The organism is Leptospira weilii serovar Ranarum str. ICFT (genome assembly GCF_000332415.1).
GTDB classification, from domain to species: Bacteria; Spirochaetota; Leptospiria; order Leptospirales; family Leptospiraceae; genus Leptospira; species Leptospira weilii_A.
In genome coordinates, this window is the sequence record NZ_AOHC02000012.1 from 114905 (window position 1) to 130000 (window position 15096).

7 protein-coding genes and 1 pseudogene (1 of these 8 running past the window's edge) are annotated in these 15096 nt (G+C 43.0%); 7 read left to right on the plus strand and 1 reads right to left on the minus strand.

The window, feature by feature from the left end; genetic code table 11:
* The first annotated feature begins 9 nt into the window (after positions 1 to 9).
* The 7 genes and pseudogenes from LEP1GSC060_RS01775 to LEP1GSC060_RS01805 all read left to right on the plus strand — a co-directional run bounded on the left by LEP1GSC060_RS01775 (position 10) and on the right by LEP1GSC060_RS01805 (position 14513).
* Complete coding sequence (locus tag LEP1GSC060_RS01775) at positions 10 to 1914, plus strand: WGR domain-containing protein (RefSeq protein WP_002995375.1); 1905 nt, start codon at positions 10 to 12, stop codon at positions 1912 to 1914.
* A 19-nt stretch (positions 1915 to 1933) separates the two neighbouring features.
* Positions 1934 to 6751, plus strand: a pseudogene (locus LEP1GSC060_RS01780) (DUF4132 domain-containing protein).
* Between the two features lie 378 nt (positions 6752 to 7129).
* Positions 7130 to 8242 carry an AAA family ATPase gene (locus LEP1GSC060_RS01785; protein ID WP_002995063.1) on the plus strand — a complete coding sequence of 371 codons (1113 nt, stop codon included), beginning with the start codon at positions 7130 to 7132 and terminating at the stop codon, positions 8240 to 8242.
* A gap of 148 nt (positions 8243 to 8390) precedes the next feature.
* Positions 8391 to 10694: a DUF5682 family protein gene (locus tag LEP1GSC060_RS01790; protein ID WP_002995469.1), complete on the plus strand. Its 2304-nt coding sequence runs from the start codon at positions 8391 to 8393 to the stop codon at positions 10692 to 10694.
* Positions 10695 to 10848: 154 nt separating this feature from the next.
* The gene (locus LEP1GSC060_RS01795) at positions 10849 to 11973 is read left to right on the plus strand and encodes a VWA domain-containing protein (protein ID WP_002994987.1); all 1125 of its coding nucleotides are present in this window, start codon (positions 10849 to 10851) and stop codon (positions 11971 to 11973) included.
* Between the two features lie 7 nt (positions 11974 to 11980).
* Positions 11981 to 13933, plus strand: coding sequence for a hypothetical protein (locus LEP1GSC060_RS01800; protein WP_002995557.1), 1953 nt, complete (start codon positions 11981 to 11983; stop codon positions 13931 to 13933).
* A gap of 79 nt (positions 13934 to 14012) precedes the next feature.
* The gene (locus tag LEP1GSC060_RS01805; protein ID WP_002995369.1) at positions 14013 to 14513 is read left to right on the plus strand and encodes a DUF4442 domain-containing protein; all 501 of its coding nucleotides are present in this window, start codon (positions 14013 to 14015) and stop codon (positions 14511 to 14513) included.
* A 295-nt stretch (positions 14514 to 14808) separates the two neighbouring features.
* Here LEP1GSC060_RS01805 and LEP1GSC060_RS01810 read toward each other — a convergent pair whose 3' ends face one another.
* On the minus strand, positions 14809 to 15096 hold the end of the coding sequence (locus tag LEP1GSC060_RS01810; RefSeq protein ID WP_002995234.1) for a sodium:solute symporter family protein. 1527 nt of this gene lie beyond the right edge of the window; 288 of the gene's 1815 nt are visible here — the last part of the coding sequence; its start codon lies beyond the right edge, outside the window; its stop codon occupies positions 14809 to 14811.

Below are 15096 nucleotides of genomic sequence, written 5' to 3' on the forward strand. Positions count from 1 at the left end.
AGTAAACCCATGAAACACCGCCTAACATACCAAGACGCAACCTCCAACAAATTCTGGAACATCGAAGTTTCCGGAAAATCATTTACGGTAACTTACGGTAAAATCGGAACGAGTGGACAGACGCAGACCAAAACTTTCGACACCGAAGAAAAATGTTTGAAAGAAGCAAATAAATTGTTAAGCGAAAAGTTGAAGAAGGGATATGTCGAAGATGACGCGACTCTTGCTAATACGAAATCCACTGCCACAAACACGGAAAAAAAGAAGAACGAGCCCAAAGCAGATTATCTCAAAGAATGGGAAGCGATTGTAAACGCAAAGGACTTGCCCAAAGCCTTGATAAGTCATTTTTCGTATCTGGCCGATACACCCGGTTATGAAAAGGTTTTGGAAGGCGTGATGAGTGAAGCGATCAGCGCGCAAATAGGCGAAGATTCTTTAATCATCGAGTTTCCATCCGATATTCTACTCGCAAGACCGCCCGCCGAATTACGACAATACGAAGAATGGCCGATCAGTTTTCGAAATCTTATCCTTAAACACGAAAGCCTGGAACTGGAAGAGGCAAGGTTATACTTGGGAGATCATGGACTCGTTGAAGATTTTTATTTGAAAAAAATCAATTGGGGCAAAACGCTGGATGACCCGTCAAAAGTTTACAGCCCCGTTGTCGATTATTCCGATTGGTGGTTTTATCATCCGTATGCTAAGAATTCAACCGACGAGCCGTCGCTCAGTTTCATCAGTCATGAAGATCTGATCGTCGATAGTCCTGTGGAGCAAAACGCGGGCGCGTTGTTCTTAACCAGGATGTCTGAAATCCTGGAACTTTATATCACCCCGTCGACTAACAAAAACAGTACGAAAAGCAAAACCGGTATTTCGTTTAACCCTATTTTAAAACTTTCCAGATGTGTGAGGCAAGGGCTCATTCATCAAAATGATTTGATTACATTGGAACCGCAGTTAGGAAAGGATAATTGGAAATACTACCCGGAATCGATCAATCGAATTGCAATTTATGATATCGGCAAACCGAGTCAGCCGGTATTAAAAACATTTCTTCCTTTGGAGATTACGCCGTATGAGATGTGCATTCATCAAAATCGTCTGTTTGTATTTTCGGTGGGAAAAATCCCGACGGGAACAAAATTCAACCTTTCCGTTTACGACATAAGCTCGCACGACGAAATTGTTTTCTTGAAAGAATTGGATTCGGAGATCGTCCCTGCGACTGAGAAGCACAAATTGGAGATAATGAATATCGCAACCAATTGTTCGATACTGGTCTCGGGAGCCTACTTATTGTTTTCTTGCGAGGGACTAGGATACGGAGACCTTCGCGGTTTTGAATTCCGAATATATAATATTGAAACATTAGAATATTGTTTCACGCAATCGGTCGAAGAGGGATGGCCTAATCCGGCTCAACTCTATGAAAACGAAATATTTCAATTTGTCGGAGAAGAAATACTCAAAATTTCCGTAACGAACGACTCGCTCGATAGAGAGCTCGTATTAAAATGGCCTCAGGCCAATGTCAAGGGAGTTTACGCTAAAACAGCCGGTTTTTTATATTTAGTCAATGGTGACGATCCTCTGATATACATCTATGATAGAAATGAAAAGCAATTGATCGGCAAAGTGAAAATTCCCGGATCGAGCATGTTCGTCGAAAAATTTTGGACATGGGAAAATACGCTGATACTTAAAAATGGATATTTCTTTTTTATCAATTCAGACGGTTCACTCGTTCATCTCAAGTCCGATTGGGAGCCGAAAGACGAATCTTTCATGAACGAAAGAAATAAACTTACTTTTTATGAGAATAAAATGCTCGTTCCAAGATTAAATCGGGACAAAACTCCGGGCAAGGAATTTGAATTTCAAATTTTTGAGATGATTGTAAAGTAAAAATTAGAATAAGGAACCCATGAAACACCACCTAACATACCAAGACGCAACCTCCAATAAATTCTGGAACATCGAAGTTTCCGGAAAATCTTTTACTGTAACTTACGGAAAAATCGGAACGAGCGGACAGACGCAAACCAAAACGTTCGACGACGATGAAAAATGTTTGAAAGAAGCAAATAAATTGTTAAGCGAAAAGTTGAAGAAGGGATATCAAAACTCGGGCGAAGGCGAAATTGTCGTCGCAGTCGCCTCACCCAAATCGGCGGGGAACAAACCGGTAAAAAGTAAGACCGAAATTTCGGAAACAAAAACCGAATCAAAGTCGGGAACCGCCAATCAATCCGCGGCCAACGAAGTCCCGGAAACACATTCAAAAAACGGAATTCACAAAATCGAAGCAAAAAAATTAAAAGAACCGATCGAAAAAACTTTAGGACTTTCTAAAGAAGACCTTGCAATCCGTTCCAACGTCGTACCGGTTCGTCCCAAAGAAGAACCGAAAACTTTCGATCTCAAAGCGAGGATTGAACAACTTTCTTCCTTAAAAAGAGGGAATTACGGGAGGGACATCGATTGGACGAACCAAGATATTCCTTTGTTTATGAGCAAACCGGAAGCTCATTTTTGGTTTCTGGTCTTGAGTAGAATGGAAGCCTTGGATGATTATGACTACGAGGGTAAAAAAAATAAACGGAACATACAAAAATTTCAGGAGTTCCTAGGCTCTCAAACGATCGACGGAAATCTGACTCTCTAAAATGCGATGACTTTTTTGGAGCGGGCAGAAGATAAATGGGAAGAAAAAAAAATCATACCTCCTTCGTATATTACGCTTCCATTCTATACTCTATTCGGATTGGAAAAGACCATTCATTTTTTAGCGACCTATCATATAGATCCGTATCCAACGGATGGAACTTATGTGGAAGGTTTTGCGTGTCTTTTGCCGATTTTGGACGAATCGGAGCGGACACATTGTAAGGAATGGATCCGACCTCATTTAAAACCGAAAGAATTGGAATCCAACGCCGCCATCGCTCCTTTCCTGATCGCTCTGGATCTGGGAATGAAAGAGGAATTATTGCCGGTTGTGGAATCTTGGAAGCAGGAAAAACCGACCGTCAATTTTACGCATTCGAAATATCGAAAGAACATCGTCTTTCTATTAGAAAATTCTGAAATTGTAAAACGTAATGTGCGTAAGATCGGCCACTTGTTAGATTCCGCAGAAGAGATCAAACGCTGGCTCGCAATCACCGGTTATTCCGATTTGGAATGGGTCGCACTTTCCGTCAAAGAAGTGTTCGGAAATTATAACAACGATCCGCATAAGGAAATGCTAAAGTTGTTCCTCGGCATCAAAGCGGGCGAAGTAGCACGACCGATGTTACATCTTTATGCCGTTCCTAAATTGGCGGCGGAAACAAAAACCTGGTTCATCGAAAACCCTCATTTTGCGATCGAAGGGCTCGTTCCAACGGTTATGGACGCCGATAAAAAGTTAGCCGACTTGGCGATCGACATCCTCCAATCTCTTTTCGCGAGGGGTTACGGCGATTTAATCGTTCAAGAAAACGGAAAACATTCCGCCGAGATCCAAGAAAAAGTTAAAAATGAAATATTAGAAAATTCTACTTTAATGGCGGAACCTTTCGACGATTCCACAACTCCGCAGTGGCTTTCCAAGGCGGTCCAAGAAATCCCCAAAGCAAAACCGATTAGCTGGGTCGTTCCCGAAGAACTTCCTCCGATTCTAATCCAAAAGAAAAAATTATCCGCTCCGCAAACGGCCGCGGTTTTGTCCGAGTTAAAAGAAAAAGGTTTGGAGGGAGATTCTTCGCTTTTGAAAGGTTTGAAAGAACACGCCGAAGTTACCAGCCTGGACGATTTCGTTTGGAAACTTTTCGAACTCTGGATTTCTCTCGGCGCTCCGAGCAAAGACAAATGGGCGTTTATCGCCTTAGGACGGTTAGGCGGAGATCGAATCGCTCTCAAATTGACCCCTCTCATCAAAGTTTGGCCGGGAGAATCCCAACACCAACGCGCCGTTTTAGGTTTGGAAATTTTAAAAACGATCGGTTCGGATACCGCGCTGATGCAATTGAACGGAATCGCTCAAAAGGTGAAGTTCAAAGGTCTCAAAGAGATGGCTAATACCTTTATGGAATCCATCGCCAAGAAAAAAGGACTCAAGAAATCGGAACTCGAAGATCGTGTGGTTCCGGATTGTGGGTTGGACGAACAAGGAAAACGGGAATTCGATTTCGGTCCTCGTAAGTTTCAATTTGTGCTCGGTCCGGATCTGAAACCGATGGTAAAAGACGAAGAAGGTAAAATCAAAGACGATCTTCCAAAACCGAATTCAAAAGACGACGCGGACTTAGCGAACGCTTCCGTGGAAGAATGGAAGCTGATGAAAAAACAAATCCGTGAAATCGGTAAAATCCACGCGCAAAGAATGGAACAGGCTATGGTGACCGGAAGAAGATGGAAAGTGGCCGAATGGGAAATGCTCATCGCCAAACACCCGTTAATGACTCATCTTGCCAAAACGATTCTTTGGTGGGTTTGTTTTCCCGATCGAGAAAAATCGATCGAAACATTCAGACTTACCGACGAACAGGATTACGCGGATGTATATGATAAATCTTTAAATCTCCAAGGAGGAGCTTACGTCGGAATCGTTCATCCGTTATTACTTTCCCAAGAGGAAAAAAAATCCTGGGGACAATTGTTCTCCGATTACGAAATCATTCCTCCGTTTACTCAGTTGAGTAGGCCGGTTTACGTTCTTTCGGAAGAGGATAAAAACAAAAAAGAAATTCCCGGTTTTACGAAACAAAAAGTAAAAGCGGAACAACTCGTGTTCGGACTCGAGAAAATGGGTTGGTCCCGAGGCGCCGCCGGAGACGGAGGAGGAATCGACGAACATTCCAAACAATTTCTATCCGATGATGTAACCGCTGTTATACGATACGACGGGGACGACCTTTCGTACGGAAACATCGGAGGACAGGATTTGGACTTGGAAGGCGCTTATTTTGTAAAGGGCCTTCGAGAACCTTCTTGTCACGAAGACGGGGAAACAAAACTTTCCTTGGAAGAAATCACTCCGGTTGCGTTCAGCGAAACTCTGCACGGTTTGTTGCAAGTTTCCGGATTTAGTTATCCCGCTTCGAACGAAAACAGTTTGAAGGAGACCGCCAAAATTTTATTGGAAAGTCTGAAAATTCCGGAAAAGAAAGAGGAAGTATTCGATGAAATCGATTACACCGAAATTTACAACGGATTTTCCGCCGCTTGGAAAAAACTTCTTTCCGATGATCATTCCATAACCAGGTCTAAAAATCATAAAGCCATTTCTAAAGTTACAAAATTAGATCTGCGCAGTTCTTATAAAATTACGACGATCCAGGAACTCAAGTTTTTCCAGAAACTGGAAGAGCTGGAAATAAACGAACCCGTAAAAGACACGTCTCCTCTGGCGGAATTGAAAAATCTGAAAAAGATCGAACTTTCCAAATGGAACGTAAAGGATCTGGTCGTTTTAAATTCCTGCGTCCAATTGGAAGAAGTAGAACTTAGGAATATTCAAGGTTTTGAAACCGATTTTGATTGCAGTAATTTGTTAAGCGAAACCAAAGCAACAATCAGTTTGGATCTAAACGCGACCAAATACGAACGGTTTCCGGTTGCCGTGACTACGTTCAAAAGTCTAACTTCCCTTTCAATGAGCGGCTGTAATCTTACGGATATACCGGAAAGTATCGGCGATCTCAAACGTCTTACCCGTTTGGATTTAAGTCAAAACGCACTGAAAACTTTACCCGCAGGGATCGGAGCTTTGGAACAGCTCATCAATCTCGATATCGGTTCCAACCAGTTTTCGACCCTTCCGGATGCGGTGTTGTCCCTAAAAAATCTCCAAATACTCCACGCACGATCAAATCAAATTTCTTCTTTGCCGGATGGAATCGAGAAACTGTCGTCTCTCATAGATCTCTACTTAACCGGAAATCAACTTTCCAAAATCCCGTCTACGATCAAGGCTCTGACCCAACTGAACGATTTAAGTTTAGGAAAAAATAAATTTTCGAGTTTCCCGGAAGAAGTCATCTCTTTGAAAAATCTACAAAACCTGCGTTTGTACGAGAATCCGATTTCTTCCCTACCGGCATCGATCGGAAGTCTCGGCGCTTTGAAGATTTTGGATCTGGAAGAGACTCAAATCGATTCTTTACCGATTCAACTTGAAAAACTGGAAGCTCTTACCGATCTACGATTGAGAAAAACAAAACTCGCAGACGTCCCGGATTTTCTCGCAAACATGAAATCTCTTCGAAATATCTATTTTGAAAACGAAGAATTCGACAGGCTGAAAAAATGGTGCGAGTTTGAATATGCAAAATATATGAATTTGATGAATGGAAGAAAATACCCGGAGGCGGCGACTAAGATCAAACATTTGTTTCTCACCAAGGCGGAGGACTTTTTAAAACTCAATCAATGGGAAGTGAAATTAAAAATTTCAGAAGGATATTATCGTAAGGCCGAAGTCTTTGCGGCCGATGTGTTCGCGTTAGCCGCCATCTTAAAGGACGAAGAAATTCTTAAGCTCGGATTTCAAATGACGGGAGATCAGTACATCAATGCGAGAATCCCATTCAATCAGGCTTGCTACTACGCATTGACTCAACAAAAAGATCCGATGTTAAGCGCCATTAAAAAGGCAAGAGAGTTGGGTAAAAAAACCGATGAATTTACCGTCGAAAAAGATTTCGACTTTTACAAAAAGGACCCGGACTTTTTAAACGCGATCGGTACTAGTGGATAGGTTTTAGGGACTAGGAGTTAGGGATTTTATTATAATATTCCAAATTTATTATATTTTAATAATGTTGGAGTCGGGAGTTTTAGGAGGTTGGCCGCGCCCCGCGATCGGATGGTGACAACGTACAAAATGTTTAGGTTCGGCGGGTCGGGCTCTCCGCTTCAGTCAAGTTATTGCAATTTTTTTGAGCATAAGCAAAACTCTTTCAAAAGCAATAACTTGACTCTCCTGTCGATCCCTCGCGGGGGAGAGCGATTCGACACGAAGTTTTATGCGAAATCAGAGTGAATACACGTTTTACCACGGAATGATTTTTATAAAATACAATCGAACGATCGAGTCGAATACGATCGCTTGAGTAAGATATCGGAATATTAGAATATGCAAGAAAAACAAAATTCACTTTTAGACATTCAAAAACCTCCCGCGGAAAAATTGTTTGCGGAAGAACTGGACCGATTGGCAAAAAGGGACGAATCAAAACCCAAACCTCTCGGCTGGAAACTTTCCCCGCAGGCCGTCATCGACTTTGTGTTAGGTGATCCAAGTTCCGAAATTTCTCCCAAGTTCGTGGGAGAACGAAACTTCATAGAATGTTGTATCGTCGCGCTCGCCACCAACCGAGGGCTCATGCTCATCGGAGAACCGGGAACCGCCAAAAGTTATCTGAGCGAACTTTTAGCCGCTGCGATTTCCGGGGATTCTTCCCTAACGATCCAAGGAAGCGCGGGAACAACGGAAGATCAGATTCGTTATTCTTGGAATTACGCCCTCATGTTATCGGAAGGTCCTTCCGAAAAATCCCTCGTTCCCGCTCCCGTATACGAAGGAATGAAATCCGGTAAGATCGTTCGTTTTGAAGAACTTTCCCGTTGTCCTGGCGAAATCCAGGACACGTTACTCTCCTTATTAAGCGACAGAGTTTTGCACATACCGGAATTAAACGGAGAAGAAAGTGTGCTCTTCGCCAAACAAGGATTCAATATCGTAGCCACTTCGAATACAAAGGACAGGGGCACAAACGAGATGAGTTCCGCTTTAAAACGAAGGTTTAACTTTGAAACGGTCGCGCCTATCGCAAGTATTTCTGAAGAACAAGCGTTAGTTCAGCGCGAGATGGAACGTTTGTTGAAACAGGCCAACGTGCCGGTAAGACTTCCGGAAGATCTGACTCAAGTGTTAGTAACCTCTTTTCACGAATTACGGAATTCTAAAACGATTTCCGGAAAAGCTCTGGAACCCCTCGGCTCCACTTTGAGTACGGCGGAAGCGGTCAGCGTGGGGTTTTCAGCCGTTTTACACGCGTATTACTACGACGAAGGAAAAGTAAACGCGGGTCATATCGTTTCCAACATGCTCGGTTCGGGCGTAAAAGATTCCGTCGAGGACTTGAAAAAAATAAGACACTACTTCGATCAAGTGGTGGCGTTTCGAAATGAAAAAGCCTGGCACGAATTCCACAAGTCCAGAAAACTATTGGATAGAAATTCCTAAGGACTCAAGAGAATTCAAAAAATGGAATATATCGAGAGACTTGAATCCGAACCTAAAGCCGCAATTGTAACGTTTTAACCGGAAATCAAAACTCGACTTAAAGAAAAAATCAAGAATAACCACATTCCTAAAATAAAAACGATCCGATATGACTTCCATTTCCTTCTTTCCGGTACGACATCACAGCGTGGCCGCGTCACTCGCGCTTCAAAAATTGGCGAATGATCTAAAACCTTCCGCGATTTTGATCGAAGGCCCTTACGACTTTAATCCCAAAATCGACGAATTGTTTTTACCTCATACGTTACCGATCGCGATCTACAGTTACGTCAGAGACGAATCCGGGACTTCTCGCGGAGCGTATTATCCTTTTTGCAACTATTCTCCGGAATGGGTGGCTCTACAAACCGCCAGATCCTTACAAGTGCCCGCGCGTTTTATAGACCTTCCCTGGTCGGAAATCGGCTCGATCGAAAGTATTTCGGAAAACCCCGCTTCCCAAACGGTACAATTGTACGACGACGATCCGTTTTGGAACAATGATTTCATTTCCAAACTCTGTAAAAAAATGGGAGTCTCTCATTTTGACGATTTATGGGATGAACTTTTCGAAGTAAATCACCTGACACAAGTAAACGATTATATCGAACGAGCTTCCCTATTTTGTATTCAAGCTCGAACAGAAACAAACCGCTCGGACGAAACGACTTGTATGAGAGAAGCGTTTATGGCGAATCAGATACGACTCGCAGAAACGGAATTTTCCGGTCCAATTTTAGTAGTCACCGGAGGGTATCATACTTCCGCGTTACAAAAAAGAATTTCAACCGCTCCCGATGCCGACGAGTTACTCTGGGCCAATCGAACGACAATGGAAAGTCACAGTTCCTACGAGTGTGGAATCGCGTTGACCCCGTATTCCAATGCGAGAATGGACGCGGCCAACGGTTATAATTCCGGGATGCCGAGTCCGGGCTTTTACGATTTTGTTTGGGAAGGATTTCAAAAAAACCGATCCTTCGATCATCGCCCCTTGGTTCAGAAGATCGTAAAAACACTTCGTAAAAAAGGACAAAACATAAATTCCGCGGACAGAATCGCTTCCGAAACCATGAGCAGAGTTTTGGCGGATTTACGAGGTCACAAAGATATTTGGAGAAGAGACGTGATCGACGGTCTTCGTGCCACGCTCGTAAAGGATGAAATTGCAAGAGACGCAGGACATCCTTTGCTCGATTCCATTTCGGAAGTCATGCAAGGAGATCGTATCGGTCGTTTAGCCGCCGGCACTTCCTTACCTCCGATCGTTTCCGACATCGAAACTACATTAAAAAAATCGAATCTTATGGCCGAACGCGAAGTTCGAACTCTCAAACTTCGTTTGATGAATCCACAACAAAGGGAACAAAGTAAAATTCTTCATCGTTTGAATCTTTTAGGCATTGTCGGTTACACGCTCGTCAAAGGCGCAGATATGATCGCTCGAAACGATCTCGGAGACGTACAGGAAGAATGGAAGATTATTATGGAAACGGAATTTCATTCTTCCTGTATCGAAGCGTCTCGGTATGGAGCCACACTTTCGGAAGCGGCGGCGGGAGTATTGAACCGGCGCATCCGTTTGGAAACGGACTTAGAAGTTGGCGCTACTTGTTTAGTCGACGCCGCGTTGGCCGGACTCGGTAAACATTTGACATTTTTTCTTAAACAACTTTCGGAGATGATTCCAATCTCGTGTGATTTTTTAAACACCTGCTCCGCGTTAGACCATATCGCTTATTTATATTCTTACGATGAGATTTTAAAATTGGAAGGTAAAGAAAGCCTGAAAGAAATTCTCAAAGAAATTTACCGGAAATGTCTCCATCTTTTGGATCAACTTGGAGTCACTTCTTCTCAAGGGCTCGAACAAGCCGGAGGTGTCGGTACGATCGTGGAAACTTACGAGCGTTGTTCAACTTCCTTGGAATTGTCTCTGGAAGAAATTCGAGACGTGTTACTCAGAGTGGGGGCCGATTCGGAAGTCGATCCTTTCGTCCGTGGAGCCGTTTCCGGAGCCCAATGGAAATTAAATTTAGCCGACGACGAAACGATTCTGAGTCAGTTGGATTCCTTCTACGATCCTTCCCAGTTGGGGGATTTTTTATCCGGGCTTTTCCGGATCGCCCGGGAAACCGCGCAACGGGATCGGACTCTTTTGACGGCTCTGAATAACAGAATATCAGAATTATCTTATATAGAATTTTTAGAAGCGTTACCGGCGCTTCGTATGGCTTTTACCTTTTTTTCTCCGAGAGAAAAACATCATATCGGAATCAACTTATTGGAAATTATACAACCCGCAGAAAAAGGAATTCCGGATCACGAAGATCCGAAAATCATTTTGCGGGCGATCGAATTCGAAAGGATTCTTTTCGAAACCGCTTCTAAGTTTGGAGTTAGAACCACTTAAAAAAATATTATGAACAGTTTATTAAAATATACGAATCAATCCTCTCAAAACCTAATTTTACCGGATCAAGAAAATCAATTTGCGGTAAATCAACGCGCCGTTTCCCGGCGAACGATCCATAAGAAACGCTGAATCCGTCCGGAGAAGTATACCTATGAAAGAAGATTTTACCGCTTTAGTTCGATGGAGACTGATCTTAGGAAACGGTTCGGAACAATCCCTCGGAGGCCAAACTCTTACGAGCGAACAACAAAGGATGAACGGAGCCTGCGAATATCTCTACGGAAGGGAATACGGATCGGGCAGAAACACTCGAAGCGCCGGTTTGGAAGAATCGAATATTACAGTACCCTTATGGATCAACGAAGTGCACGAACTTTTTCCGAAAAAAACGATAGAACGGATCGAAAGAGACGCATTAGAACGTTATCAAGTGATGGAGATAGTGACAAGTCCCGAACTTTTAAAACGAGCCTCGCCTAACACGACTCTTTTAAAAGCGGTGTTACACACCAAACATCTCATGAACCCGCAAGTGTTGGACCTCGCCAGAGAACTGGTTCGAAAAGTGGTGGAAGAATTGATGAAAAAATTGGAAACTACGATCCTCACTTCGTTTCAAGGAGTTAAGAATCGAAATCGGCGTTCTTCCTTGAAGATTTATAAAAACTTCGACGTAAAAAGTACGATCCGCGCCAATCTGAAAAACTACGACCTTACGACCAAAAAGTTGGTTCTGCAAAAACCTTTGTTTCACTCGCGAGTTCAACGTTCCATTGCCGATCGTTGGCAGTTGATCATTCTTGTAGATGAATCCGGAAGTATGTTGGATAGCGTCATTCATTCCGCAGTTACCGCGTCCATTTTTTGGGGAATCAAAGCGGTACGAACTCGTTTGATCCTTTTCGATACGAGCGTCGTGGACGTGACCGATTATTGTTCCGATCCGGTGGAAACACTCATGAAAGTCCAGTTAGGCGGAGGTACGGACATCGGTGGAGCACTTTTGTATGCGGAAGGAAAGATCGAAAATCCGCGCCGAACCATTGTAATACTCATCAGTGATTTTTACGAAGGAGGTCCCGTTTCCAAACTCGTTTCCACAACTCATCGATTGGTGGAAAGCGGCGTGAAAGTATTGGGTTTAGCCGCGTTAGACGAAATCGCAAACCCGAACTACGACGTAACAACCGCGGGCAAACTCGTAAAAGTGGGAGCGGAGATAGGAGCCATGACTCCGGGAGAACTCGCCGATTGGGTGAGTGAAAAAATAAAATAATAAAACGATGCGCCAAGACATTCTTTCCTTAACCTTACAAGAGCTGGAAGTTTTAACGAGCAAGGGAACCGTAAATCGCGCCTTAAAAGATATCGAAACCGGAACGAGGGGAAATTGGAAAGAAACCGAAGACGGAAGGATCGAAGTCGACTGGGAGGATTCCGTTACATGCGTTTTACCCGGGTCGGCTTCCATTCAAGAATCCGCATGCACTTGTCCTTCGACCGGAATTTGCAGACATATCGTTCGCACCGTAGTCGCTTATCAAAATAGAATCGTCGAAAACAAACCGAATTCTTCTTGGAATCCGGGCGAAATCACGGACGAAAGTTTACGATCCTTTTTATCCGCTTCATCTCTTGCTAAAGCGAAATCCGTTTTTGATTCCGGTGTTCTTGTGGAACTGGATAGAACCGATACACCCGTCGCCAAAATTCACGGAATGGGAACCGTACATTTTCCGGTGCCGAACGATATTCGATATGCGCGTTCGGATTGTAAAGGTTCGCTCTCGGAACAAACGATCGCAATTGCGATCTGGACGTTTCGTCTAACGCATAAAGAAAAGGAATTCGTTTCCACGAGTTCCAGAGAAATTAAAGTATCTTCGTATATTACCGAAAAAGCGGATACGATCTTAAAAGAAATCGTAGAATTTGGATTCCAAGGCGCTTCCCGGAGCCTCAAAGATAAATTGTCTCAATTGGAACGTTCTTGTATCGAAGAGGGACTCTTATGGCCCGCGGACATATTATCGGAATTGCAAGAAGAATATGCAAAATATATTACGCACGATTCCTTATTCGATCCGGACAAAATCGTATCTCTCATCGGAGAATGGTTTGTTCGTACGGATGTATTGAAAAAAAATACGGGAAATCTTCACCCTTTGATCGTCAGCGGAGATATAAGAAGTCGCTCCTCCGAGTTGATCGTTCGAAGTCTGACCGGGCTCGGATCGGACGTCAAAGTATTAAAAAAAGGTTTTGTAGTTCGTTCTTATTTCGCGGATCCTAAATCGGACGAAGTCTTTGTATCGGAGCGGTTTTTGGAAAGACCTGTGGAAGAACAGTTCCACGTTATCGGAAACCTTCCGGCTCTGAAAGGCGTTTCTCTTTTGGATTTCGGGAAAAGTTCGATCATCAGTTCTTCCATTCAAAAAACCGCATCCGGTAGATTAAAATTCGGTAATAAAGCGACTTTGAATCCTCAAACGTTTTCCTTCGAATCTCTTTCCATTCTTTCCGACGATTTTCAGGAAACGATAAACCTACTTTCGGACAGACTTCCTCTTCCTTTGGGTCCCCGTTCCGCAGCCGGCAGTTTTTTTGTCTTCAAAGTCGACCGATTCGAAGAACCTTACTTCGATTCGATTTCCCAACAAATTCAATTGGAAGTAAAAGATCAAAACGGAACCATTGCACACGCGTATTTTCCGTATTATAGTAGGGCCTCCGAAGGATTAGAAAATCTTAAACATTCACTTTCCGAAACTTCCTTACGATTCTTGTGTGGAACCGCGAATCCCGTATCGGGCCGACTTCGTATCAAACCGGTATCGCTTGTGATCGAACAACACGGAGATCGTAAGATGTTACAACCTTACTTGGATAAGGCGGATGAAAAATCGAAACAGAACCTATCGAGTTTGCAAATACAGGATCGACCGGATCGGGAAATAGATCCTCTAAAAAGTTATCTTACGGAATTAAGATCGGCGGTCTGCGAAGTATATATGATCGGTTTAAAACAATACGGCAAAATCAACGATTGGAAAAAACTGATACAACGATCCGAAAATCTCGGGCTAAAAAGAATTTCGGCCCTTTTAGAATCCGCAGTCCCTTCGATACAAACTTCGAACGGAACCGACGTTTCTCCCATTTTCACTTTGACCGCCTTGCTCTGTCTCTCCAAAGAAATGGAAATCGAAGAGAGAAAAATCGACAATGAAATTTGAACGGAGGCCGGCTGCATCGCACCCGTTTTCTAATTTTAGTTTGACATCAAATCATATATAGTTTTATATCAAACTATATATGATTTCACGAGCCGTCGCTCTCTCTTTTTGGAAAGTTTTTTTCTATCAGATAAAAATCTTTCTCCGCTGGCCCATTTATTGGAGATGCGGAGGAAGAATTCTTCAATTTACCGATGACATGAGAGAAATGAAGGTCAAACTTCCGCTCAATCGCAAAACGAAAGGTTTGATGGGAACTCACTTCGGCGGGGCTCTTTATGCCTTCGTGGATCCGATCCCGCTATTGATGCTCAAACAAAATTTGGGAGAGAATTATATTCTCTGGGATGTCAACGGTTCGATTCAATATCTGAAAGCGACTTCTCAGGATGTTTTTGCAGAGTTTAAAATTCATCCTGAAGATATAATTCGAATTCAAGAAGAATGCGTCCAAAGAAAAAAAACTCTTTTTAACATAAACATCCCGATTCAAGAAAAGAACGGCGAACTGATTGCGAAGGTGGACAAGACGATCTATGTCCGAAAAAAACCGAACGTTCCCCGAAGAAGAACGGCTTGATCGTTTTACAAACCGAGTTTGTCCCAAACTGTCGGCAACCTGAAACGCGATCTATAGAGAGGTATCCACTGAGTTTCAGTCGCGAAATAGGAGGCGGAAAAACTCCGGCGGTTTTTCTCTATCAGAAAATCATACTTTTTACAAGTAAAAGCTCCATTCTTGTCGAAACGCTTGCGTTTCATTGTATGTTCGGAAAGATCCGCTTACTTAGAATTGTCGCCATAAATTTATTAAATTTTTATAATATTATTTTTCCATACAATTCAGATTCAGAAACAAGTTTGCAAGTTTTCATTCATTCTACTTTGTTCTTACCGAATTCCTTCTTCCAGTAAACTACCCCGAAAATTGCGAAACCGATCAGACAAAACGTTCCTTGCCAAAATCGTAATAGAAAAAAATATCCCAAAGAAAACATTCCGAAAAACAACGCAACGGTTCCCAAAATCCAAAGTACGATTTTTTCCCGAAAATCTTCCAACCTTTCCTTGCTACCCTGCCCTTTCCAAAATCCGAAAGGATTGGCTCTTTCTACAAAAGCGTCTAACGTGTCTTTCGAAACCGGAGGAGTCGTCAAAGTAAC

Excerpts from the sequence above, each read along its gene's own strand:
- LEP1GSC060_RS01775 (WP_002995375.1), top strand. The coding sequence starts at position 10 with ATGAAACACCGCCTAACATACCAAGACGCAACCTCCAACAAATTCTGG.
- LEP1GSC060_RS01785 (WP_002995063.1), top strand. The coding sequence starts at position 7,130 with ATGCAAGAAAAACAAAATTCACTTTTAGACATTCAAAAACCTCCCGCG.
- LEP1GSC060_RS01790 (WP_002995469.1), top strand. The coding sequence starts at position 8,391 with ATGACTTCCATTTCCTTCTTTCCGGTACGACATCACAGCGTGGCCGCG.
- LEP1GSC060_RS01795 (WP_002994987.1), top strand. The coding sequence starts at position 10,849 with ATGAAAGAAGATTTTACCGCTTTAGTTCGATGGAGACTGATCTTAGGA.
- LEP1GSC060_RS01800 (WP_002995557.1), top strand. The coding sequence starts at position 11,981 with ATGCGCCAAGACATTCTTTCCTTAACCTTACAAGAGCTGGAAGTTTTA.
- LEP1GSC060_RS01805 (WP_002995369.1), top strand. The coding sequence starts at position 14,013 with ATGATTTCACGAGCCGTCGCTCTCTCTTTTTGGAAAGTTTTTTTCTAT.